This window comes from Nostoc sp., assembly GCF_036917975.1.
Classification (GTDB): Bacteria; Cyanobacteriota; Cyanobacteriia; order Cyanobacteriales; family Nostocaceae; genus Nostoc.
In genome coordinates, this window is record NZ_JBALEJ010000043.1 from 42,014 (window position 1) to 65,104 (window position 23,091).

Below are 23,091 nucleotides of genomic sequence, written 5' to 3' on the forward strand. Positions count from 1 at the left end.
TCTAAAACAGGAAAATTGCAAAAAACAAGATAACTACTAGAGCGATGAATATTGAATCTTTTCAATCAGAAAAAACAAGAAACCAAGAATTAGCAATGGTAAATGAAAGTAACCAAACAATAGTTAGCGTCGTAATTCCTACACGCAATAGACCACAAATTGTTGTTAGGGGTGTCACAAGTGCATTAAATCAAACGCTGCAATCAATTGAAGTGATTGTGATTATAGACGGTCCCGATCAGGAAACAGTGAATGTACTATCTCAGATAACTGATCCAAGATTAAGAGTGATAGAACTATCAAAAAATGTTGGGCCATCAGGGGCTAGAAATACTGGCGTGAGAGAAGCTAAAAGTGCTTGGATAGCTTTTTTAGATGATGATGACGAATGGCTTCCACAAAAACTGGAGCGTCAACTTGAAGTAGCAAATAGTTCCCATTATGATTTTCCAGTTGTTGCTAGTCGTTTTATTTCCCATACTCCAAAAGGTGACTTGATTTGTCCTAGAAGGCTACCTAACATCTCTGAACCTCTAAGTGAATATCTTTTCGCACGTAACTCATTTTTTAAAGGAGAGGGCTGCATACAAACATCAACTATTTTTGTGAAAAAAGAGTTAGTGCAAAAAATGCCTCTAGAAGAAAAATTTTACAGACATGAGGATTGGGAGTGGTTGCTTCGGGTTACTGCTATGGAAGGTGTAGGAGTTGAGTTTGTGCCTGAACCTATGGCAATTTGGCATTCAGACATGGGAATCAAGCGCTTAAGCAATATCAACGAATGGCAATATTCCTTGGATTGGATTCGTTCCACTCGCAATTTAGTAACACCAAAAGCTTATTCAGGCTTTATTACAACAATTATTACTCCTTCTGCGTCCTTAGTAGGTGATTGGAAAGCCTTCTTTCCTTTGTTGGGGGAATCTATACGCTGGGGCAATCCCCGACCCATTGATATATTCTTGTACTTAACTATGTGGCTGTTCCCTCAGCAACTTAGGCAGCAAATTCGCTCTGTTTTCCTCAATAAGCCCAAAATATAAGAGACTGTTTACAAAAAGAAGGCAGAAAGCAGAAGATAAAAATAATGACAAAAAACCTTAAAGCGTGAATTTCAAGTCTCCCAAAAAAATACTTCTAAAGATAAGTATAGTGCGATATAGCAATCCGATAGCGAAGCGGTAGCAAGTCATCGAGCGTCTTTGATTTCTGAATCACTCGTACAGATAAGGGACTGGGGACTGGGAAGAAGGAATAAAGGTGTACTGAGTTTTGTTCAAAAATTAAATATGAGTCCTATATATAAAGCCTCTTTGCTCAATTTTCTAGCTTTTCAGTGCGGATTAGTTCTGTCTTCCATAATTTGTTTATTAAGTGATAACGTGCAACAAAGAATACAAATTACGGTATTAGCCTTCTGTTAGCAAGGTTTGAGTTGCTGAAATATTACCTGTTTGAACGACAATATTTCTCGCAAAGATATAAAAAAATAAATGTTTTGGTCAATTTATAAAAATATGAAAAAACTGCTAATTTTTGCTGAATATGGATTCACAGTTGCAGCCTTGCTGATTTATTCAGGCGCTATATTAACTGTTCTACTTTCAGGAGGGGCACTACAACAGGATCAGGGAGAATATGATAGCTCCTCAATCCGGATTATTTATTCTTTAATCTACGCAGTTACATTCTTACTACTGGTTTTACGTTGGAAGAAAACTCTATATATATTGAGCAAAGGATTCTGGTTTTATCCAATATTCATATTGGCAGCTGTTTCTATTATTTGGTCTGCTGAACCCTCAACAACATTAAAAAATAGTTTTACTCTCATTAACTCTAGCTTGTTTGGCCTTTATTTTGCCTCGCGATACAGCTTAAAACAGCAATTCCATCTATTAGCTTGGGTTTTTGGAATTATTATGATACTGAGTATTTTTTTTGCTATAGCTTTACCGCAGTATGGTATACAGTCTGACGTAGGAAAGTGGCGTGGAGTATTCACTCACAAAAATGGTCTAGGGGCAAGGATGGTTATTAGTAGTATAGTTTTTTTAATCCTTGGTTATGAAAGTAAAAGATATAGTTGGCTTTTCTGGGGTGGGTTTAGCTTGTCAATACTGCTATTACTACTTGCTGGTTCAGCTTCATCATTAGTAAATCTAGTAATTTTAATATTTGCATTTTTTGCTTTTCAAATTTGGCGATGGTCGTACTCCATCATGATACCAACCCTAATAATAATGGCAACAATAAGTCAAATTTTATATTTTTGGTTGTCTAATGGTGCTGATGTCGTGTTTACTGCACTTGGAAAAGATTCAACACTAACGGGTCGAACAGACTTGTGGCCACTAGTGATGGATATGATTTGGAAACGTCCTTGGCTTGGTTATGGTTATGGTGGATTCTGGCTAGGATGGAATGGTGAGTCTGCCTATATTTGGCTTAATGCAGGATGGCTGGCACCTCATCCCCACAATGGTTATCTTGCTCTTTGCCTTGATTTGGGTTTTGTAGGGTTGGGAATATTCTTATTAGGATTTTGGCACACTTATCTCCAAGCATTGACTTGGGTGCGTCGTAGTACAACAGCATTAGATATTTGGCCACTGATACATATGACATATATAGCCTTAGCTAGCCTTACTGAATCTGCTTTGCTGGAATCTAATAGCTTGAATTGGATTCTCTATGTAGCGTTATCTTTCTCAGTGAGAATGACACATGAAACAAGAATAATAAATGCAAAAAAAAAGTTACAGGATAGATTTTATAAAGTGTAAAAACATTCTAAACTAGTTGTTTTTGTGATCGTCATTCATGAACATACTAGAAACAATATGAACTATGTAAACACATTCTTGAAAAAAAACTTTCGGCCCAATAAGATTGAAAAATACAGAGGTTTGCGTAGTTAGAAGATACACTATGGAGAGTATTTAAAAATAACATAAATGGCAGCATATTCAGTCGATTTTCGAGCAAAGATAGTAGCAGCTTATGAGGAGGATAAGACCTCAATCCGAAAGGTAGCAGAGCGATTTATGGTCAGTAAGGGTGTAGTCCAAAGATTACTCAAACAAAAAAGTTTAACAGGAGACATAACACCCCGAAAACCGGATAAAGCGAAACAAATTCAACTAGTAGGAATTGAGCAAGTGATCATTGAAATGGTTGCAGAACATCCTGAGCTATGTTATTTAGCTTTCCTTAATACTTCCAAAACTGCTTTACCTATTGCCGTTATTGTACCTCCTAACGACAAAATCCGCTTTAATAAATTTTTGATAATAAATATTTTTAGTTTAAGATTCTATCCGCTGATTTTCGTTCATGGGAAAAAATTAAAATGAGCAACTCTAACTGTAAGGATAGAACAATTATAGAAACAGTACAGCCGATGTGTAAACCGAAAAGTCTCAATATTATTCTGTTGGGTCCTAGTTTACTCCAGCAGGGTGGCATTTCCAATTACGAGAAGCTTTTTTTTGAGTATGCTCCTTCTGAAGTTAATATATGTCATATTATTACTCACGAAGAAGGAGATATAGCAATCAAAATCATGGTATTTTTGAAAGCTATATGGAGATTTGTTTGGTTGCTGCTAAGGGAAGAATTTGATATTGTTCAACTGGAAATTTCACAGCGCGGCAGCGTTTTACGACAAGGAATTATGATATTTTTAGCTTGGATATTCCACAAGCCCATCATTCTACATGCTCATGGTAGTCAATTTCATGTTTTCTATGCTCATCTTCCAAAATGGATACAGAATTTGCTAAGTTGGCTATTTTGCAAGTGTCAACGATTAATTGTCTTATCAGAAAGTTGGAAAACTTTTTACATAGAAAATCTTGGTCTTAAACCCGAAAAAGTTGTAGTTTTTTATAACCCAGTAAAAGTTCCTGATGAAGTTCCACAGCGTTCAGTTTCTAATCAAGTAAACTTACTTTTTTTAGGGCGGATTGGTCAGCGTAAAGGAGCATTTGATTTGATTAAAGCCTTCTCTCTTTTACCTCTTGAAGATCAAACTAGATCAACTCTCATTATGGCAGGAGACGGAGAGGTAGAGCAAGCAGGTAATTTAGTTAAAACTCTAAATTTGGAGAATTATATAAAATTGCCTGGCTGGATAGGGTCAGGTGAACGTGACATTCTTCTAACTCAAGCAGATATTTTTGTATTGCCTTCTTACAATGAAGGTCTTCCATTATCAATGTTAGAAGCAATGGCTTGGGAGCTACCAGTCATCGTTACACCAGTGGGAGGTATACCTGAGATAGTTACTCAATCTGAAAATGGATTAATTGTTAGTCCAGGGAATATTGAGGAATTATCAAATGCTATTAAGTCTTTAATTGAAAATGAGAATTTGAGGCTTTCTCTAGGAGCCAAGGCAAGAACAAGTGTTTTTCCTCTAGATATTAAAAAACATTGGGTTTCTTTTATGGATCTATATCACTCAGTCTTGAATTAAGATGCTAGAAAAGATCACTCTTAGAGCCTGATTGTTTTGTAACGTATGAACGTATAACAACTTTACTCTTACTGTATAGATATGAAAATTAGCATTTTTGGATTAGGATATGTCGGTGCTGTAACAGCAGCTTGCTTGGCACGAGATGGACACGAAGTCATTGGGGTAGATGTCAATCCCGAAAAAGTGGATTTGATCGCCAAGGGAGAGTCGCCTATTGTAGAGCCAGGACTAAGTCAGTTGTTAGTTGATGGAGTTGCAGCCAAGTTAATCACAGCTACTACAGATACGGAAGCGGCAGTACTAGGATCAGATGTTTCGCTGATTAGCGTCGGCACACCTCCTATGGAGAGGGGAGAACCCGATCTTACTTATGTTTGGAATGTGTGCAAGCAGATTGGGAAAGCCGCCATCCATAAGAATGAAACCCATGTGGTTGTTTTGCGTAGCACTGTTCCCCCAGGAACATTGGAAAAGTGTCAAAATCTGTTAGATAGTATCACAGGTGATAATTCTATTCATCTAGCATTTAACCCAGAGTTTTTACGCGAAGGTTCGGCTATCAAAGATTACGATCAACCACCGTACACGATTATCGGTACTGAATCTCCTGTGGCAGAAGCAACAGTACGACAGATGTATGCCAGAGTGGATGCACCATTCACCGTAGTCCAGCCATCTGTGGCGGAAATGGTTAAATATGTAGCCAATTGCTGGCACGCTACCAAGGTAGGATTTGCTAATGAAATCGGACGAGTTGCTAAAGCCTTTGGTGTAGATGGACGGGAAGTAATGAATATCATCGTGCAGGACACGAAGTTAAATATTTCCCCTGTTTATATGCGTCCTGGATTTGCCTACGGTGGTTCCTGTCTGCCCAAAGATCTGAGTTCTTTGCTTTACCACGCAAGGAATATGGATGTACCAGTCCCGTTACTAAATGCCCTTCCAACTACTAACAGCCTTCAAGTGGATTTGGCTGCCCAGCAGGTGTTACGTCTTGGTGTCAGACAGGTTGCTGTTTTGGGATTGGCATTCAAACCAGGTACAGATGATTTAAGAGAAAGTCCAGCGGTACTGTTAGTCAAGCGGTTGATTGGGGAAGGCTGCCAGGTGAAAATATACGACCCTGCTGTATATGAAGCTCGACTGATGGGAACCAACCTTGCCTATATCCAGAGTAACATCCCTCATTTTGAGGCTTTCCTAGTACCAAATTCCCAACAAGCTTTAGAGGGAGCAGAACTGGCAGTAGTTACACATGCTACACCAGAATTTCGCCAAGTACTACTTGAGGCTCCCAAAGAAATGCAAATTTTGGATCTAGCCGGAGTCTTTAATCAAACAAGTAAGGAGTTAGGTTATCATGGCATCGCTTGGTAGGGTACTGATTATTGTCGAGAATCTCCCCCTTCCCTTTGATCGGCGGGTATGGATGGAAGCCTCTACCTTGATAAAAGCTGGGTATGAAGTTTCGGTGATTTGTCCCAAAGGTAAAGGATTTGAACAAGAATATGAGGTAATCGATCAGGTTCACATTTATCGTCATGAAATGCCTCCTGATATCAGTTCGGTATCAGGTTATCTAAAGGAGTATGGTACAGCGCTTTTTTGGGAGTTTCGCCTTGCCCATCGGGTGTGGCGAGAGCGAGGTTTTGATATTGTTCACATTTGCAATCCTCCAGATTTGCTATTTTTGGTGGCGGGATGGTTTAAGTTGTTTAAAGGTGTAAAAGTCATATTTGACCACCATGATATCAATCTGGAGATGTACGAAGCCAAGTATGGACGAAAAGATATCTTCTACTATGGACTTTCTCTGGTTGAACGATTGACCTTTGCAACAGCAGATGTCGTGATCTCAACTAATGAGTCTTATCTTTCAGTAGCACTTACCCGTGGGCACAAAAGTCCAGAGGATGTTTTTGTTGTTCGCAGTGGACCTGATCTTTCTCGTTTTCAACCCGTACCGCCCAACCCAGTCTACCGTAAAGGTCGGAAGTATTTGGTGGGATATGTTGGCGTTATGGGAGAACCTGAGGGAATCGATTATCTGCTGCAATCAGTGCGCTACATTGTCTATGAAAAAAAACGCCAGGATATTCACTTTATGCTCATTGGTAGTGGGCCAATGTTTGAGAAGCTTCAGGCACTCTCCGAAGAGTTGGAAGTTAATGAGTTTGTAGAATTTACGGGGCGTATTACTGATAATGAGCTTCTGGCAAGACTTTCTAGCTGTGATATATGTGCCAATCCCGATAAAAAAATGCCCTACAACGACCGTTCGACAATGAACAAGATCATGGAGTATATGGCAATGGGAAAACCTATTGTTCAGTTTGATCTTTTGGAAGGAAGGCGATCGGCAGAGGGAGCATCTGTTTATGCCAAAGGCAACGACGTGGTGGATTTTGCCGAAAACATTCTTGAACTTCTAGAAGACACTGAGCGGCGACAAAAGATGGGAGAGCTAGGTAGACAAAGAATGGAGAAAAAACTAGAGTGGCGACATCAAATACCTAAGCTGTTAGAGGCTTATGATAAAGCTTGGCAACCTAAGTAGGAACACGATAGATGAAAATATCGTGAAAATTTATAGTTGGGGTGAAGTAGGAAGGAAGAGAGTTTTAGCCCAGTTTATCTTCCTTCATATAATTTATTTTTATTGCGCCAACATAACTTAGACGGCAAATTTTTGTCCTGGGATTTATTTTGGATTAGGAGGTTTGAAAAATATGGACTTTCTAAGAAGGTGTAGAGACGTATGTGCGTCGAACTATGCAAATATTTGATATTTAACAAAGCAAATTCGATATTAATGGTAAAAAATATTTAAAATAACCTGATACTAAATAGTTGATTATTTATAGGTGGCAATCCTTTATGACAATCTTGTATTAAATCTACTATTGAATTAGCTCTCTTTTACCACTTTCGGATAAATCGACGCATTTTTGAGGATACAGCCAATGAAGGTTTAAGGTTTCACCCGACAACTTTGATGACAAAGGGTTAATTAAGGCATAAATGCAGTATCAGCTGTTAACGTATGTGTTTTTAATAATGCTCCTCTCCGCTCCTAAGTATTGGCTGTTAGATTCTTGAAACCAAAGCCTGTAGATGATTTCAAGTTTTTTTACTTAAATAGTCTATACTATATGTCATATTGTAAAATAGTATCACTAGGTGTGCTTTGTAGCTAATCTGAGTAGATCAATAATTGAGTTTCTCGTTTAAAACCTGTACTTTGGAAGATTTATGTCAGAAAAATCTATGGAATCTAGAGAATCTATTGATTTAGACCTTAATCATTACTTATCGATATTGAAACGATGGTGGTTACCTGGTACTGCGATATTTGTCGCTACAGTTATGCTGAGTGCTGTAGCTACACAATTTATGAAGCCATCCTATGAAGCAGAAGGAAAACTGTTATTCAAACTTCCCTCTTTTAAAGTAGCAGGAACTAATCTTTCGCCTGGTTCCTCGGAAGGGGGAGACTCAGGAGATTTGAAACCCTTGGTAGCAACTCAAAATCCCATAAGTAGTCAAATAGAAGTTATTTCTTCCCCTACTATATTGCAACGGACAATAGACAAACTACAACTCAAAGACAATAAAGGTGAACCTCTGGGAATAAAAGCGCTACAAAAATCCCTGAGCCTCAAAATTGTGGGTGGGACAGATGTATTGCGAATTAGCTATAGCAGCCGTGACCCCGAAGAAGCAGCGGCAGTGGTCAACACAATTATGAATTCGTATTTAGAAAATGATATTTTGACAAATCGCTCTGAGGCAGGAGCAACTCGTCAATTTATGGCCAAGCAGCTGCCAAAAACTCAAGCCGCTGTTAATAATGCGGAAGTAGCGCTACGTATATTTAAACAAAAGTATCAGATTGCAGATTTAACAGAGGAGACAAAGACAGCCGTTGCGACTATTGGAAGTTTAGACAATGAGATGAATACTGTTAAGGCTCAATTGGATGAGGTAAGCGCCCAAACCAATGAACTGCGACAGAAAGTAGAGCTAAATTCTCAGGAAGCTATGGCAGTAAGTGCTCTCAGTCAGTCACCCGCAGTGCAGGGAGTCCTTACACAACTTCAAGAGACCGAGCTGCAGTTAGCAATTGAACGCAGCCGTTTCCTAGATGACAACCCCGTAGTTGTTAACCTAGAAGCAAAAAAAGCTAGTTTAAAATCTCTTCTGCAACAGCAAATTGGTCAGACTGTTGGCAATCAAACACAAGTTCCCCAGGGTCAATTACACATTGGAGAACTCAGACAAAGTCTGATACAAAATTTTGTCCAGTCAGAAATACAGCGCTTGGGTTTAACTCAAAGACTCTACTCTCTATATAATTCTCGTTCTAACTACGAACAGCGGATGAGAATCATACCCCAGTTGGCACAAAATCAGCGGGAGTTAGAACGAAAAGTTGAAGTTGCAGAATCTACCTATCAAACTCTATTGAAAAAGGTTCAAGAATTACAGTTAGTTGAGAATACAAATACAGCCACTTCCCGAATTATTGCTCAGGCTTCAGTTCCCAAAGACCCAGTATTAACTAAAAAAATAATTGTTTTGGTGCTAGGAGTGATGTTCGGTTTATTTTTTGCGACTACAACCGTACTTTTCCTGGCTATGAGAGATAGATCTCTAAAAACACTTAAAGAAGTTAGAGATGTATTTCGATATACCTTACTGGGAATTATTCCTTTGTCTGTTAAAAAGATTCGCTCCCGTTATTCTAATGCAGAATCAATATCTCAAACAATTGCTGTCAGAGATACTCCCCACTCTTTAACGAGCGAAATGTACCGGATGATTCAGGCCAATCTGAAATTCCTGAGTTCAGACAAAGTTCTCAAAACTATCGTCGTAACTAGCGCAGTTCCTAAAGAAGGCAAGTCTACAGTTTCTGCTAATTTGGCAGCGGCGATCGCTCAACTAGGACGTCAAGTTTTATTAATTGATGCAGATATGCGGATTCCTTCTCAGCATCATCTCTGGCAACAAACTAATGCAGTTGGGTTGAGTGAAGTTCTTGTAGGTCAGGCTGAATTTGATATCGCTGTATCTAAGGTAATGGATAACCTTGATGTTTTAACTGCTGGAGTTAGACCTCCCAACCCACTTGCTTTACTTGACTCGAAACGGATGGCATCACTAATTGAAAATGTCTCATCTCAATACAACTATGATTTTGTCATCATTGATGCTCCCCCCCTACTTTTAGCAGCCGATGCTTTGACTTTAAGCCAAATGACTGATGGTATTTTGTTAGTAGCCCGACCGGGAGTAATTGATTCTAACAGTGCAGCTGCTGCTCAAGAAATGCTAGAGAGATCCAGTCACAACGTCTTAGGTTTAGTTGTGAATGGTATCATTGATAAAAATGAATCTAGTAGTTATTTCAACCATGCTAAAGAATACTTTACCGATCAAGATTTGAGAAGAGAGGTTAAGAAACAAAAACGTATTCCGAACAAAAGCTCTGTTTGAAGAATTCAGAATCAATTAGTGGGGAGTCTTAAAAGCATTTAATCCTAACTTGATAAATTAGGATTTTGTCTTACTAATGAACTGAAGACCATAATTGGTATATCATGTTTATTTAATTAGCTACAAAATAACAAGCCTGTGGAAGCAGGCTTGTTATTTTGTGTAATCGTAGACCTCAGTTTGACATCACTATGGGCAGATGGCAGGATATGAGATTGCAGTTACCTATATTCGTATGCCCCAATATCATATCCACTACCACTAGGACGAGGATTACCTTCAAAATCAGTTGTCAAACCACTCCAATAGTAACCCCTATTGATTGCTGGACTGCTTGATCTGAGATGAAAGTCACTATTTGAGGGATTCACAAACTGTGGATCTCCAATAATATCGTGAGTACCTCTCACAATGACCACAGCAACGTTGGGGTAAAGATTGTAGTCATAGGTGACGTTTCTATTCATCAGGTTGCTATACAAGTTGGTGTTCGTATTTGTTCCAGGAGAAGGATATATAATGTTGTTGAAAATCTTGAGATCAGATGAATAACCAGCATAAATATCCCCTTTCTTTTTAAGCTCTGGACTTTGCTGATTGAAATATGCCGTGTTGTTGACAATATCGACATGCTCGCTTTCATGTGTAAGAATACCTGAACCACCATTCTTGTAGCTAATATTGTTTGCAATTAAAGTCCGTCCTTTATATGCACCATTTGTACCACTTTTTGAAATATCTACAATAATGCCATTACCATCTGTGATAGTTCCAGTTTTAATCCAGGGAACGTACATACGATTGTTGTAGACTCTGTTGTTGGTTATGAACATCTTGTATCCCTGGTTGCCGTCAGAATTCCAATTCTGTAAGAAGGAAATGCCGCTAGTACCATAGACACTATACCAGGAGTTATTATACACAGTGTTATGATCCACTGTCACATAATCAGCTCCGGATACTGAAATACCAGCTCCTCCACAGTCATGCACTTTGTTGTTCAGAATATTTATGTGATGAATACCACCACCGCGTCCGTCAAGGTTTATGCAGTTTCCGTTTGTCAGCACATTTGATGTGTTACTCTTCTGACTTAATGCATAAGCAAGGGTGACATTGGCATTGTTTCCTATGACCTCTAACCCGTTGATCTCAATATATGAAACTCCCTTTGCAAACCCGATACCATTCGATGTATTGTGCCGGATTCTTGGAGAATTGCCAGGATACGCTTTAAATTTAATCCAGGCATTTGCAGTTCCAGAACGACTAATACTTAATACAGCTCCACGTCCGGGTGCATTGGTGTATTCCCCGTTCAGAATCAGTACTGTGTCACCAGGTCTGGTAAGGTCTGCGGCCCTTTGAATTGTCTTAAAAGCGGATGAGGTAGTGAGTCCGCCATTTTTGTCATTTCCTGTAGCACTCACATAGTATGTTGTCGCAGTTGAAACTTGGCTGATCAGCTTGCGGCTAGGTAATGACATTTGCTGAACAGGGGATGACTGACGAACATCTTTAACTAAAGATTCTGTTATTTTCTGTCCTTGAACCAGACCTGTTAATGCCCAGGGAAGTACAAGAGATGCGCTCAAACTGAGAAAACCTAAACCATGAATCATCATAGGGAAAAATAGGGTATGTTGCAAAAACTCAATTGTCAACGGTCAGTAACTCTAGCCTTAATCAGTAACTCAGTATTGGATACGGTCGTGTAACTGCTATTTGTAAGTTTATACACGGTTTTCTAGGTTTACACCTGCGGATTTTCGCGTAAATATGGCTGAACTGCCTTTTTAGCTTGTGTTCCAAAAAAAATCAAGTATCTAGTAAAAGTACTGAAAAAGAATTATCAGTATCCAGAGCTACTCTATTCATGGGCACTAAGCAACTGTACAAATAGCGTCATTTCCAATTGCACATCATTCTACTGTGTATACGCAGTATCTGTGTTTAAGATAGTATATCTGTCATCAATTAGTTAATTTACTTAAATAATTCTTATGATAATGAGAATCACTAAATGCTAAAAAATCAATTGCAGAAGAGTTTTTGCCGCCTATGCCTTCTCAAATATTCTCATTATCACAATTAATCTGGGTATATATAACAAGGTTTGCAAAAGCCTATCAATGCACATTAAGAATTTTTAGTCAGACTCTTAGAGTCTAACAATTTGTCAATGAGTAATATTACTTGATTTTTTATAAATCGTGAGAAAATACGGAGATAAAAATACTTATTGAGTAAGCTTTTTAGCTTTTTTATCTCTCACGAATGATTAAGTAGGGCTATATTAATTCTTGACTATTGAGCTTTGATTCAAGGATAGTGCAACTTTAGGGACGAAGAGGGTTGTCCAAGGCCCCCAATTTGCATCTATATCTTAAACTAGAGTCCAAAGATGTTCAGAAGATTAAGGATAATACCTAGAGGCCCAGTTATAGTGTTGATGGTATCACCAGTCTTAGCGGCACCAGAACGGTTGACTAGCACAACGTCATTATTACGGAGTATGGGATTAGTTTGCTCATTAATCCCAGCCGAGAAATCCACTTTTACTATACGTTTAGTGACAGAACCATTAGGATTGAGGCGAATCAAATCGACAGCATTACTGCTAGCTCTGGCATCATTAAATCCACCAGCAGCGAGTATAGCTTGATTTAAAGAGCTATTCGGCTGAACCTGTGTTAACCCTGGTTTTTTAACTTCACCGACCACACCAACTTGAATATATGTAGGAGATAAAGTAGTACTAGCTAATTGAGTAGCTTCTGCGGGGTTGATTTCAGTGGCCGTTGGAATAACAATTGTATCTCCGTCTTGCACAATGATGTCTTGATTGGCGTCACCGCTCTGCAATAGTTGCCAAAGATTAATATCTATAGCTTGTTCTGAGCCATTTCTTGTCGGTCGGCGTAGCCTGAGATGACGAACGTCAGCCTGTGCTGTAATTCCCCCAGCTAGTTGAATTACCCGCGTCACATTTGGTAGACCTGTAGGACTGGCAGTGGGAGTGGCAGCAGTGCCAGCAGTTGCACCTGCCTGAGCCTGAGCATCTGTGTTGCCTGGAGTGACAAGATAGGAACCGGGACGGTTAACTTCACCAATAATTGTTACTGTGCGGGGCGTGGTTTGGCTGGCGGCAAAGTTAGCTGCAAATAGATTGCGGGATTCTGCAATGTTGAAGTTGGTTGCTGTTGGCACAACTATGGTGTCTCCATCCCGCAAAGTAATATCCTGTGATGACCTGCCTGTTTGAATAAGTTCCTTCAAATTAACGGTGACGGTTTGCTCTGAGGAACGTCCTGTTTTACGCCGTAATTGAACTTGAGTGACATCCGCAGCTAAAGTCACTCCTTGCGCTGTTGTTAATGCGGCTAATACAGTGGGGTATTGTACGCCTGGATTGTTACCGGCACCTCCACTCAAGCTCAGAGTGTAAGCTCCAGGACGTGTCACCTCTCCGGCAACGAAAACATTGATGGGACGAGGTGATAACAGATTGACTGAGATCAAGGGACGTTTGAGGAAGCGAGCATATCTTCTAGCAATTTCGTCAGAAGCCTGTTCAGTTGTTAGCCCAAGGACTGACACACTACCAATTAAAGGTAGATTGATTGCTCCACCTGGGGGGACTTGGTATTCACCTGTATATTCAGGTACTTCAAATACATTTACACGGACGAGATCGCCACCACCTAATAAATAGCTAGTATCTATTTGTGTTTGTATGCTTGGTGATGGTGTAGTTGGTGGTAATGGTTGTCCCTGAGCGAGACTGGCAGATGACACAGCGGCATTGAAAGCAGTTAACAAAGCCATACCCACAGATGGCTTAATTATGAATTTAGACAAACTTTTGTTAAGCATATTTACCTGAGACTCTGAAACTACAATCAATAAAGTACTGTCTAAACATTTTTATTTTGACTATACCTAAGTATTCAAGTTCCCCAACACTCTTATTTTCCTAGAAAAGTGTGATTTTCAGGAATAAATTTGTTTATTGAATTTGAATTTTTAGTGAAGTTAACTTAAAGTTAATGCTGTTTGAATAGAGCAATTCTCAAAAAGTATAAAACTTACGCACCTAAAGCCAGTTTATAGAACCAATTATTTTTTCTCCAATCAAGCACTTACGAACAAGATTTATTACCATAAGTCAATTTTATGACATTGAAACTGTGATTTTAAATCTACTATCAGTACCCAGGGAGTAGTAAAATTATGAATAACTTCATTAATTAAGTCTAAATAGACTTAGAAAGAGGTCGTAATTTTATTTTTGTGGGTTGGATTGAGCAAAGATCAACTCAAAAAAGCAGAAAGTTTGGGTTTAGTTCTTCAAGTCATCCGATAATTTAGTATTTGTCAACAACACTAACTAATTAAGCGAGTCATTTTTTATTTGGATTTGTTGAATAAAAAATTCTTCTAGGGAGTGACGCGACAAGTTCATGGCAATAATTTTGCCCTCCATAAGACGGAGACTAGCAAGAAAATCATAGTAATCATCTTGTAGTGTACCGTGCCAGGAACCATCAGGCTCAAAGATGAGAGTGGGTATCCATTTTTTGAGGATTTCCCAGTCACCACCTTGACCTTTGATTTGATATGTGTCTTTTCCGCCTAAGAGTTCATGGAGGGAACCAGAGCAAATTAGTTCACCTTGAGCGAGGATGGCAATGCGATCGCAAATCTGTTCTACTTCACTAAGGACATGGCTATTAAAAAAAATCGTCTTACCAGCGGCTTTGAGTGACAGAATAATTTCCCGCATTTGGTAGCGCCCCACCGGATCAAGCCCAGACATCGGTTCATCCAGAAAAACCAAATCTGGCTCGTTAATTAGTGCCTGTGCCATCCCGACACGCTGGAGCATTCCTTTAGAATAGCGGCGCAAAAGCTTTTTACGGGCATCAGCTTGGGATAAACCGACTAATTCCAGCAGTTGGGGAATGCGTTGGCGTTGGACACTTTGAGGAATTTGGAATAAACCAGCAGCTAACTGCAAAAATTCCCAGCCAGTGAGATAGTCATATAAATAGGGATTTTCCGGCAGATAGCCGATATGTTGCTTAACAGTGCGATCGCCTATTGGCTTACCCAACAACGATCCTCCTCCAGAGGTGGGATGAATAATTCCCAGCAACAATTTTAAAAGGGTAGTTTTACCAGCACCGTTTGGCCCTAGCAACCCAAAGGTTTCGCCTTTGTAAACCGTTAAAGAACAGTTTTTAAGAGATACGACTTTTTGATTTAGCCAAAAACCGGTGCGATAGACTTTTCGCAACTCAGAAGTTAGGACTACTGGTGGAATGTCTATCGTATTAAGTTGAGAATTAGAGTCATCTGCAACAGACTTCATCTCGGTTAAATCACTATTTATCAGCTTGGTATTAATTAAAAATTACCTGCTAGGCTGATAATAACCATCACAAACGAGTGTGTCAATTTATTGGGGAGTGGGGATTGGGGACTGGGGATTGGGGATTGGGGAAGATTACTAAACCCAATGCCCAATGCCCAATTCATAGAACTCCCTTAGAACTAGGAATTAAGCCAGTGCGACGGGGGTCGATTTCCACCGCCTGCCGTGTTGCTCTTGCAAAGGCTTTAAATGTCGCTTCAATGATGTGATGGGAATTAATACCATCCAGTTGCCGGATGTGCAATGTCATTTGGCTGTGATTCACTAAAGCTACAAAAAATTCTCGTACCAGTTGGGTGTCATAGGTTCCTACCCGTTGAGTAGGAATTTGCAAGCCGTAGCTAAGATGAGGCCGTCCAGAAAAGTCTAGGGCTACCTGAACTAAGGCTTCATCCAATGGTGCAAGAAAATTACCAAAGCGGACAATACCTTTTCTGTCGCCTAGTGCTTGGTTCAAAGCTTGGCCTAAAGTAATGCCGACATCTTCGTTGGTGTGATGGTCATCAATTTCCCAGTCTCCCTTGGCTTGGACATCTATATCAATCAGCCCGTGGGAGGCAATTTGATGCAACATGTGATCTAGAAACGGAATGCCTGTTGCTGCTGTGCAAGTTCCTCTACCATCCAGGTTGATGGTAACTTGGACATTAGTTTCACCAGTGGTACGGTGAACAGTGGCAATCCGAGGGGTTTGGGTTAAGCGATCGTAGTTTGAATTAACTATTTGCATGGGGAGTGGGGAGTGGGGAGTGGGGAATGAGAAATGGGGAATGAGAAATGGAAAATGGGTAAGAATAATTGTTGGCTTGCTCTCCCTACCCCCTACTCCCTACTCCCCACTCCCCAAATTATCTTACATTCCCATAATTTCATATCCTGCATCTACATATAGAATTTGTCCGGTAATGCCACTAGACAAATCACTACACAAGAAGGCCGCAGCGTTGCCGACTTCTAGCTGAGTGACGGTGCGTCGTAGGGGAGCTACTTCTTCTACATGATGAATCATATCTAAAATCCCACCCACTGCTGAAGATGCCAAAGTGCGGATGGGGCCGGCGGAGATGGCATTGACGCGGATATTTTGTGGTCCTAGTTCGGCAGCTAGGTAACGCACACTCATTTCTAAACCCGCCTTGGCAACTCCCATGACGTTGTAATTGGGGATTGCTCTGACACCACCTAAATATGTCAGGGTGACGATACTACCTCCCTCTGTCATCAAGGGTTTCGCTGCACCACTTAACTGCACCAGCGAGTAGGTACTGATTTCTAAGGCGGTGTTGAAGCCAGAACGAGAAGTTTGGCTAAAATCTCCACTCAAATCGTCTTTGCTGGCAAAGGCTAGGCAATGGATGAGGATATCTAACTTTCCCCACTGTTCGCGGATTGTCTCAAAGGTAGATTTAATTTGGTCTTCATCTTGGACATTACAGGGAAGAAATAAGCTGGGGTTGAGAGGTTCTACCAATTCCGCAACTTTTTTCTCCATTTTGCCGCGTTCATCCGGCAGGTAGGTAATACCCAGGTTTGCTCCAGCTTTATGCAACTGTTGAGCGATGCCCCAGGCGATCGAGCGGTTATTGGCAATACCTGTAACAAGAGCATTTTTTCCAGTCAGATTTAGCATATAAATTGTTAATGCGATCGATCATTAGGAGCATACTAGAATCTGAGGCTAATTTATCTTTGTTTTATACAGGATTTGCAAAAATGAATATTGGTAAGAAGGTTTGCTGCGTGTAAAAATCTTGATTTTTTATAAAGATATTCTCAAGATATCTTTATTTGTTCTTCAAAAAACCTTTTAAATAAAGCTATTGGAACTACTTATCAACAATTAGTAGCTGAAAGGATCAACAATTATGTATCATTATAAACAAAGAGTTATGAAGAGATTAGTTGGAGTATAGGAAAGTACAGAAAGGTTGACGGTGCTTTATTCATTTTTCAGGTGTATTCTTAGGTAATGAGTTTTTGTTTTTCCGGCATTGGGTAGGGGAAGGGAGATGATCGTGACACAAGATAAAGCCCTAGCAAATGTTTTTCGTCAGATGGCGACCGGGGCGTTTCCGCCAGTTGTGGAAACGTTTGAACGCAATAAAACGATCTTTTTTCCTGGCGATCCTGCCGAACGAGTTTATTTTCTTTTGAAAGGTGCTGTTAAACTTTCCAGGGTGTACGAGGCAGGAGAGGAAATAACGGTAGCGCTGCTGCGAGAAAATAGTGTTTTTGGTGTATTGTCATTGCTGACAGGAAATAAATCGGATCGATTTTACCATGCGGTTGCATTTACTCCTGTGGAATTACTGTCGGCACCAATTGAACAGGTAGAGGTAGCACTCAAGGAAAATCCCGAATTATCAATGTTAATGCTGCGAGGTTTGTCTTCGCGAATTTTACAAACGGAGATGATGATTGAAACTCTCGCTCACCGAGATATGGGTTCTCGGTTGGTGAGTTTTTTATTAATTCTTTGTCGAGATTTTGGGGTTCCTTGTGCAGATGGGATCACTATTGATTTGAAGTTATCTCATCAAGCGATCGCAGAAGCAATTGGTTCAACTCGTGTTACCGTTACCAGGCTACTGGGAGATTTGCGTGAGAAAAAGATGATTTCTATCCACAAAAAGAAGATTACTGTGCATAAACCTGTTACCTTAAGTAGGCAATTCACATAAAAACAATTGGAGGAAGGGGAGTCGGCGCGTGTTGTGTTTTGAAAAATGACACTAATAGCTAGAGGTAAATCTAAAATTGAATAATTTCAGCTATTGCCAATTTCCACTTCTTTCCAGACAATGCTTAAAAGTAGTAGGCTGTATCTGGAAGGATTTCGGTAGCTAAAGATGACCACCGGATACATCCTCATCGCGGCAATTTTAATTCTGGGAGGCGTAATTGCAACCGTGGGCGATCGCATCGGCACACGAGTTGGCAAAGCCCGCCTCTCACTTTTTAATCTACGTCCGAAAAACACCGCCGTAGTGGTAACAATTTTTACGGGCGGTTTGATTTCCGCATCAACATTAGGGATTTTATTTGCTGCCGACGAAGGCTTACGAAAGGGAGTCTTTGAGTTAGAGGATATTCAAACAGACCTCAGACAGAAGCGGGAACAGTTAAAAACCGCAGAAACTCAGAAAAGTCAGGTAGAGGGAGAGCTAAACCAGGCTAGAATTGCCCAAACAAAGGCACAACAAGACTTGCAGGCAATTAATCAATCCTTGCAGGCGGCCAATGCCAAACAGAGGCAAACACAAGCTCAGTTAAACCGCACCGTTAGTCAACAAGCCCAAACCCAAACTCAACTCCAACGCACTCAAGGTCAGCTAGATCAGGTTGTAACTCAGTACCAAAAAGCCATAGCTGAATTGCAAAGCGTTTATAACCAGAGAAAGGAGTTACAGGCGGCAGTTGAGTTACTGAAGACAGAACGTCAACGATTGTATGCGGAAGCGAAAAAAGCCATTGACGAAGCCAAAACAGCGATCGCCAAACGCGATCGCGAACTCGCTAATCGTCAAGAAGCTATAGAAGCGCGCGATCAAAAAATTTCTCAACTGGATCAACTAATTCAAAAGCGTAATGTCGAAATTACCGCGCGAGAGCAAGTGATTGCCAAACGGGAATCGCGCCTCAAAGAATTGGAAGCACAACAGGAGCAACTAGAACTAGAAGTTGCCAGGCTGGAAAAATATTATCAATCCTACCGCGACCTGCGTCTGGGTAAGCTAGCCTTAGTTCGTGGTCAAGTTCTGTCTGCTAGTGTAATTCGTGTTATCCAACCTGGTGCTGCGCGTCAAGCAGTGATACAACTTTTACAAGAAGCCAATCGCAACGCCAGCCTGGAATTAAGCGAGCCTGGTGTAAATCCTGCAAATGTCGAGCTACTGCACGTGACCCAGGATAGGATTGAGCAATTAAGCAAACAGATTGGCGATGGTCAAGAATACGTGGTGCGAATTTTCTCAGCTGGTAATTACGTCAGAGGAGAAAAGCAGATAGAATTTTTCGCCGATACAGCCAGGAATCAACTGGTTTTTTCGGAAGGCGCGGTACTAGCCACGACTACTGCTGATTCCACAACCATGACATCTTATCAGTTACAGCAGCGGCTAGAAATACTGATTTCTGCTTCCCAATTTCGTGCCCGTAACGTGGGAATTGTCGAAAATGTGCAAGTAGATGGGACTTTTCTACGCTTTATCACCCAATTAAGACAGTACAATCAACCATTGGAGATCAAAGCGATCGCGGCAGAGGACACTTATACAGCCGGGCCATTGAGAGTAAAATTAGTAGCAATAGTCAACGGAAAAATTATTTTTAGTACTTAAAAAAGAAGTCAGAATTCAGAATTCAGAAGTCAGAAGTTCAGATAGTCAGAATACAATTAGTGGGAGATGAGCGCGGAAAGTCACAAGCGGCGGCTGACGCTGTAGACATCATAATTTTCCAAGACAGACTCGCCACCAATTGATTCTGATTCCTGAATTCTGAATTCTTATTTTTAATTTCTTATGAATTTTCGTGAATTTTCACCAACGCAACCAGTGATTTTGGGGTTTGACCCAGGTCGAGATAAGTGTGGTTTAGCGGTGATGGGACTGGATCGGCAACTGTATTATCATGAGGTGGCGCTAGCAAAAGAAGCGATCGCTACCATTGAGGCACTACGTCAAAAATTTCCCATTTCCTTAATGGTCATGGGCGACCAAACTACAGCCAAGCAGTGGAGACAGCAATTATATCAGGAATTGACAGAACCTCTGAGTATTATTTTGGTGGATGAGCGTTATACAACCTTAGAAGCACGCGATCGCTATTGGCAAATGTTTCCGCCCCAAGGGCTAATAAAGCTATTGCCACAGGGTCTACGACAGCCACCAAGACCCATAGATGACATTGTTGCCATCCTTTTAATCGAAAGATACTTAAATCGCCTCACTGAATCAGCAATGAGGAGTGAGGAGTGAAAAGTCAATAGTTAGGAATTACTAAGCTGCTTCACATCTTCTCTGCTTTGAGTCTGTTGTTCTATCGTTCAATGAAAAAGTAATATGAACACAAATAATACAGATTTTCCCGCCGTTCAGTTCAGAATTGCTAGACCAACCGACAAACTGGCAAAAGTGGTCGAGTTTTACGAAGATGGCTTGGGATTGAGAAAGCTGTACTCGTTTACAGAACATGAGGGATACGATGGAGTCATGTTTGGATTGCCTAACGCTCAATACCACCTAGAATTTACAACTCATAAAACTGAAAGTCCCTGTCTTGCTCCAACAAAAGACAACTTACTGGTACTATATATCCCCAATCTAGAAAAAATAGCACAAATCAAAAACCGTCTTTCCAGTTTGGGATATACCGAAGTTGAGCCAGAAAACCCTTATTGGAAAGGCAAAAGCGTAACGATTGAAGACCCTGATGGTTGGCGTGTAGTGCTTTTCAATGGGAAGTTTGAAATGGAGTGAACAGCAGCACAACTCAATTTCTCAAGATGTGTTTAGCTGATCTTCACAACTTATAACTCCTAAAGTTCTGCTCGAATAGTAAAAGCATAATCTCCTCCAGGCTCTAGCTGGTAATCTTGTTGCTCCAAGAATCGACCGAGGGGTTCTTTGATTAAGGCGCGACCTTGGGAAGGCTTGACGGCAAGTTCTCCCCGGCGAAAATGCCACTGGAAATGCCACTCAAACTCACCTGCACTCACTTCACCCTCAAGGAAGCCGTGTTGCCAAGATTGGCGGGTGATTCTGACATGGGCAATAGTTTCTGGCAATCGTCTTTTAGCACTCACAATGCTTTATGTCAAGTGTAGAATAACAGCCGCTCGTGTAGGCTTCTTATTTTATTTATCAAACATAGCTTAAATAAACAAACTGACAAAGTGAGTATTTGTAGTTGAGCAAGAACTGATTTTCTAGAACGTGTATAGAATACTCAACCCCTGAGTAGAGTATTCCCCTCATAGCCTATTCACCTATCGTCAAATCTAAGTACTAGGGAAGATTTATGATGAATCGCTAAAAAAGGTTTGGCTAACTGATAGATAATTGGCACAGAAAGGTATAGGTAGAAGTATGGAAACCAAACAACTAGGAAAAACTGGTATCTTTGTGAGTGCGATCGGTTTGGGCGGTATGCCCATGTCAATTGCTAATCGCCCTCCCGAATCGCAATCAATCCAAGTTATTCATCGGGCGTTGGATTTGGGTATTACATTTATTGATACTGCCGATGCTTACTGCAAAGATGAGTCAGAAAAACATCACAATGAGCAATTAATTCACAAGGCACTTAGTAGTTATAAAGGCGATGTTAGTCAAGTACTTGTGGCAACGAAGGGCGGTTTGATGCGTCCCGATGGCAACTGGACAAGTAACGGCAACCCAGAACATTTACGCCAAACAATTCGCGTCAGTTTTGAGGCTTTGGGTGGTGCTAAACCCATTGATGTTTGGCAATACCATTCGCCCGATCCTAAATACACCATTGAAGAATCCCTAGCACCAGTTAAAGAAGCAGTGGAGGCTGGTTTGATTCGGTTTGTGGGAGTTTCTAACTTTTCCGTTGAACAAATTAAGCGGGCGCGGGATGTGGTGGATATTATCTCAGTGCAGAATCAATATAGCCCTTGGCAACGACAACCAGAAAATGACGGCGTGTTGAAGTATTGCGAACAGCAAGGATTGACCTTCTTGCCTTGGAGTCCCTTTGGTGGTAGGCGTCGCCATCAGGACTTGCAAGATATTTCTGCGATCGCTCAGTTAGCGAAAGAAAAAGGCGTGTCAGTGTATAATATCGTTCTGGCGTGGTTGCGTTCCAAGTCACCCGCGATTTTGCCAATTCCCGGTGCTAGCAAGGTTTCCAGTATTGAAGACTCGGCACAAGCTCTCAATGTGAAACTATCTGATGAAGAAGTACAAAAAATTGATCGAGCAACTTAATGGTTCAATGATGTTGGAAGCCCCAACCTCAGCGAAGCAGGTTGGGGTACTTCACTCATTCCACTAGTTAAGGTAGATGTGGTAGAAGTTGCCTAAGATTTTCGTGGCTTGTTTAGCTGCATAAACTCGTTTAAATCTTACACAAAGATGCCAAGAAATACTTTGCATCTTTGTGTATTGGTGCGAAACTCTGATCGTAAATGTAGCCTGACAAAACATCGGAGGATTTAGATACGTGACACTCAAAGAGTTAGAACAACAACTTCTTGCCCTCACTCCTGGTGAAAAAGTGCAGGCTATTCAGTTACTTGCTCAAAGTCTTGGTGGCTATTGGCAAGGAATTGAGAAAACCCCTAGAGTTTGTGGTGGAGATGCTCGCATCGCTAACACTCGTATTCCTGTTTGGGTACTTGTGGAAGCTCATCGTCTTGGATATAGTGATGCTGACCTTTTAAAGAGCTATCCAACCATTACAGCTACAGATTTAGCTAATGCTTGGGGATATGCAGAAGCTCATTCCGATGAATCGAACTAGCTATTGAACAAAATCAGGTAGCCTAATTAGGGTTTGCTGAAAAAGTCTTTTCGTGTGGTACGTCCAGTCACTTAACAAGGTTTTACTGGAACCAGGCGATCGCTAATTTAGGCTGAATCTCAATTGTTCATAAGCAACGCCCAATCCTTTGAGGACGTTGCCCGCCTCTGTTTTGGCA

At 40.7% G+C, this 23,091-nt stretch carries 19 protein-coding genes; 13 read left to right on the forward strand and 6 right to left on the reverse strand.

The genetic code is table 11. From position 1 onward, the window contains the following. The first annotated feature begins 44 nt into the window (after positions 1-44). From V7K76_RS19005 to V7K76_RS19035, 7 genes are all read left to right on the forward strand, one after another. Positions 45-1,043, forward strand: a complete 999-nt coding sequence (locus V7K76_RS19005; protein WP_334777760.1) for a glycosyltransferase family 2 protein — start codon at positions 45-47, stop codon at positions 1,041-1,043. Positions 1,044-1,493: 450 nt separating this feature from the next. Further along, complete coding sequence (locus V7K76_RS19010; RefSeq protein ID WP_334777759.1) at positions 1,494-2,786, forward strand: O-antigen ligase family protein; 1,293 nt, start codon at positions 1,494-1,496, stop codon at positions 2,784-2,786. 171 nt (positions 2,787-2,957) lie between these two features. Further along, positions 2,958-3,356: a hypothetical protein gene (locus tag V7K76_RS19015; protein ID WP_334777758.1), complete on the forward strand. Its 399-nt coding sequence runs from the start codon at positions 2,958-2,960 to the stop codon at positions 3,354-3,356. Further along, the gene (locus V7K76_RS19020; RefSeq protein ID WP_334777757.1) at positions 3,353-4,480 is read left to right on the forward strand and encodes a glycosyltransferase family 4 protein; all 1,128 of its coding nucleotides are present in this window, start codon (positions 3,353-3,355) and stop codon (positions 4,478-4,480) included. The genes V7K76_RS19015 and V7K76_RS19020 overlap by 4 nt, the downstream gene beginning before the upstream one ends. Before the next feature lie 81 nt (positions 4,481-4,561). Beyond that, positions 4,562-5,863: a UDP-glucose/GDP-mannose dehydrogenase family protein gene (locus tag V7K76_RS19025; protein WP_334777756.1), complete on the forward strand. Its 1,302-nt coding sequence runs from the start codon at positions 4,562-4,564 to the stop codon at positions 5,861-5,863. Beyond that, entirely contained in the window at positions 5,847-7,043 is a 1,197-nt protein-coding gene (locus V7K76_RS19030; protein ID WP_334777755.1) for a glycosyltransferase family 4 protein, read from the forward strand. The genes V7K76_RS19025 and V7K76_RS19030 overlap by 17 nt, the downstream gene beginning before the upstream one ends. A 695-nt stretch (positions 7,044-7,738) precedes the next feature. After that, complete coding sequence (locus tag V7K76_RS19035) at positions 7,739-9,985, forward strand: GumC family protein (protein WP_334777754.1); 2,247 nt, start codon at positions 7,739-7,741, stop codon at positions 9,983-9,985. 221 nt (positions 9,986-10,206) lie between these two features. On the opposite strand, the gene V7K76_RS19040 is transcribed toward V7K76_RS19035, so the two are convergent. From V7K76_RS19040 to fabI, 5 genes are all read right to left on the reverse strand, one after another. Then, entirely contained in the window at positions 10,207-11,649 is a 1,443-nt protein-coding gene (locus tag V7K76_RS19040) for a choice-of-anchor Q domain-containing protein (protein ID WP_334777753.1), read from the reverse strand. Between the two features lie 727 nt (positions 11,650-12,376). Next, positions 12,377-13,861 (reverse strand): SLBB domain-containing protein, encoded by a 1,485-nt coding sequence (locus tag V7K76_RS19045; protein WP_334777752.1) that lies wholly within the window; start codon positions 13,859-13,861, stop codon positions 12,377-12,379. A 514-nt stretch (positions 13,862-14,375) separates the two neighbouring features. Further along, positions 14,376-15,359, reverse strand: coding sequence for an ABC transporter ATP-binding protein (locus tag V7K76_RS19050; RefSeq protein WP_334777751.1), 984 nt, complete (start codon positions 15,357-15,359; stop codon positions 14,376-14,378). A 163-nt stretch (positions 15,360-15,522) separates the two neighbouring features. Beyond that, positions 15,523-16,152, reverse strand: a complete 630-nt coding sequence (hisB, locus tag V7K76_RS19055) for an imidazoleglycerol-phosphate dehydratase HisB (RefSeq protein ID WP_334777750.1) — start codon at positions 16,150-16,152, stop codon at positions 15,523-15,525. 123 nt (positions 16,153-16,275) lie between these two features. Beyond that, a complete protein-coding gene (gene fabI, locus V7K76_RS19060; RefSeq protein WP_289795800.1) occupies positions 16,276-17,052 on the reverse strand; it encodes an enoyl-ACP reductase FabI in 777 nt (258 codons plus the stop codon). Between the two features lie 379 nt (positions 17,053-17,431). Between fabI and ntcA the strand changes: the two genes are divergently transcribed. From ntcA to V7K76_RS19080, 4 genes are all read left to right on the forward strand, one after another. Further along, on the forward strand, positions 17,432-18,103 hold the full coding sequence (ntcA, locus tag V7K76_RS19065; RefSeq protein WP_292854711.1) for a global nitrogen regulator NtcA: 672 nt from the start codon (positions 17,432-17,434) through the stop codon (positions 18,101-18,103). 168 nt (positions 18,104-18,271) lie between these two features. Further along, positions 18,272-19,762 carry a DUF3084 domain-containing protein gene (locus tag V7K76_RS19070; protein ID WP_334777749.1) on the forward strand — a complete coding sequence of 497 codons (1,491 nt, stop codon included), beginning with the start codon at positions 18,272-18,274 and terminating at the stop codon, positions 19,760-19,762. Positions 19,763-19,945: 183 nt separating this feature from the next. Continuing rightward, positions 19,946-20,401, forward strand: a complete 456-nt coding sequence (locus V7K76_RS19075; protein ID WP_334777748.1) for a resolvase — start codon at positions 19,946-19,948, stop codon at positions 20,399-20,401. A gap of 84 nt (positions 20,402-20,485) precedes the next feature. Then, entirely contained in the window at positions 20,486-20,902 is a 417-nt protein-coding gene (locus V7K76_RS19080) for a VOC family protein (protein ID WP_334777747.1), read from the forward strand. Positions 20,903-20,961: 59 nt separating this feature from the next. On the opposite strand, the gene V7K76_RS19085 is transcribed toward V7K76_RS19080, so the two are convergent. Continuing rightward, positions 20,962-21,231, reverse strand: coding sequence for a DUF3146 family protein (locus V7K76_RS19085; protein WP_372726526.1), 270 nt, complete (start codon positions 21,229-21,231; stop codon positions 20,962-20,964). Between the two features lie 280 nt (positions 21,232-21,511). Between V7K76_RS19085 and V7K76_RS19090 the strand changes: the two genes are divergently transcribed. Beyond that, positions 21,512-22,378: an aldo/keto reductase gene (locus V7K76_RS19090; RefSeq protein WP_334952512.1), complete on the forward strand. Its 867-nt coding sequence runs from the start codon at positions 21,512-21,514 to the stop codon at positions 22,376-22,378. A gap of 235 nt (positions 22,379-22,613) precedes the next feature. Next, on the forward strand, positions 22,614-22,913 hold the full coding sequence (locus tag V7K76_RS19095; protein ID WP_334777745.1) for a DUF433 domain-containing protein: 300 nt from the start codon (positions 22,614-22,616) through the stop codon (positions 22,911-22,913). The last annotated feature ends 178 nt before the right edge of the window (positions 22,914-23,091 follow it).

Excerpts from the sequence above, each read along its gene's own strand:
- V7K76_RS19005 (WP_334777760.1), top strand. The coding sequence starts at position 45 with ATGAATATTGAATCTTTTCAATCAGAAAAAACAAGAAACCAAGAATTA.
- V7K76_RS19010 (WP_334777759.1), top strand. The coding sequence starts at position 1,494 with ATGTTTTGGTCAATTTATAAAAATATGAAAAAACTGCTAATTTTTGCT.
- V7K76_RS19015 (WP_334777758.1), top strand. The coding sequence starts at position 2,958 with ATGGCAGCATATTCAGTCGATTTTCGAGCAAAGATAGTAGCAGCTTAT.
- V7K76_RS19020 (WP_334777757.1), top strand. The coding sequence starts at position 3,353 with ATGAGCAACTCTAACTGTAAGGATAGAACAATTATAGAAACAGTACAG.
- V7K76_RS19025 (WP_334777756.1), top strand. The coding sequence starts at position 4,562 with ATGAAAATTAGCATTTTTGGATTAGGATATGTCGGTGCTGTAACAGCA.
- V7K76_RS19030 (WP_334777755.1), top strand. The coding sequence starts at position 5,847 with ATGGCATCGCTTGGTAGGGTACTGATTATTGTCGAGAATCTCCCCCTT.
- V7K76_RS19035 (WP_334777754.1), top strand. The coding sequence starts at position 7,739 with ATGTCAGAAAAATCTATGGAATCTAGAGAATCTATTGATTTAGACCTT.
- V7K76_RS19045 (WP_334777752.1), bottom strand. The coding sequence starts at position 13,861 with ATGCTTAACAAAAGTTTGTCTAAATTCATAATTAAGCCATCTGTGGGT.
- V7K76_RS19050 (WP_334777751.1), bottom strand. The coding sequence starts at position 15,359 with ATGAAGTCTGTTGCAGATGACTCTAATTCTCAACTTAATACGATAGAC.
- hisB (WP_334777750.1), bottom strand. The coding sequence starts at position 16,152 with ATGCAAATAGTTAATTCAAACTACGATCGCTTAACCCAAACCCCTCGG.
- fabI (WP_289795800.1), bottom strand. The coding sequence starts at position 17,052 with ATGCTAAATCTGACTGGAAAAAATGCTCTTGTTACAGGTATTGCCAAT.
- ntcA (WP_292854711.1), top strand. The coding sequence starts at position 17,432 with ATGATCGTGACACAAGATAAAGCCCTAGCAAATGTTTTTCGTCAGATG.
- V7K76_RS19070 (WP_334777749.1), top strand. The coding sequence starts at position 18,272 with ATGACCACCGGATACATCCTCATCGCGGCAATTTTAATTCTGGGAGGC.
- V7K76_RS19075 (WP_334777748.1), top strand. The coding sequence starts at position 19,946 with ATGAATTTTCGTGAATTTTCACCAACGCAACCAGTGATTTTGGGGTTT.
- V7K76_RS19080 (WP_334777747.1), top strand. The coding sequence starts at position 20,486 with ATGAACACAAATAATACAGATTTTCCCGCCGTTCAGTTCAGAATTGCT.
- V7K76_RS19090 (WP_334952512.1), top strand. The coding sequence starts at position 21,512 with ATGGAAACCAAACAACTAGGAAAAACTGGTATCTTTGTGAGTGCGATC.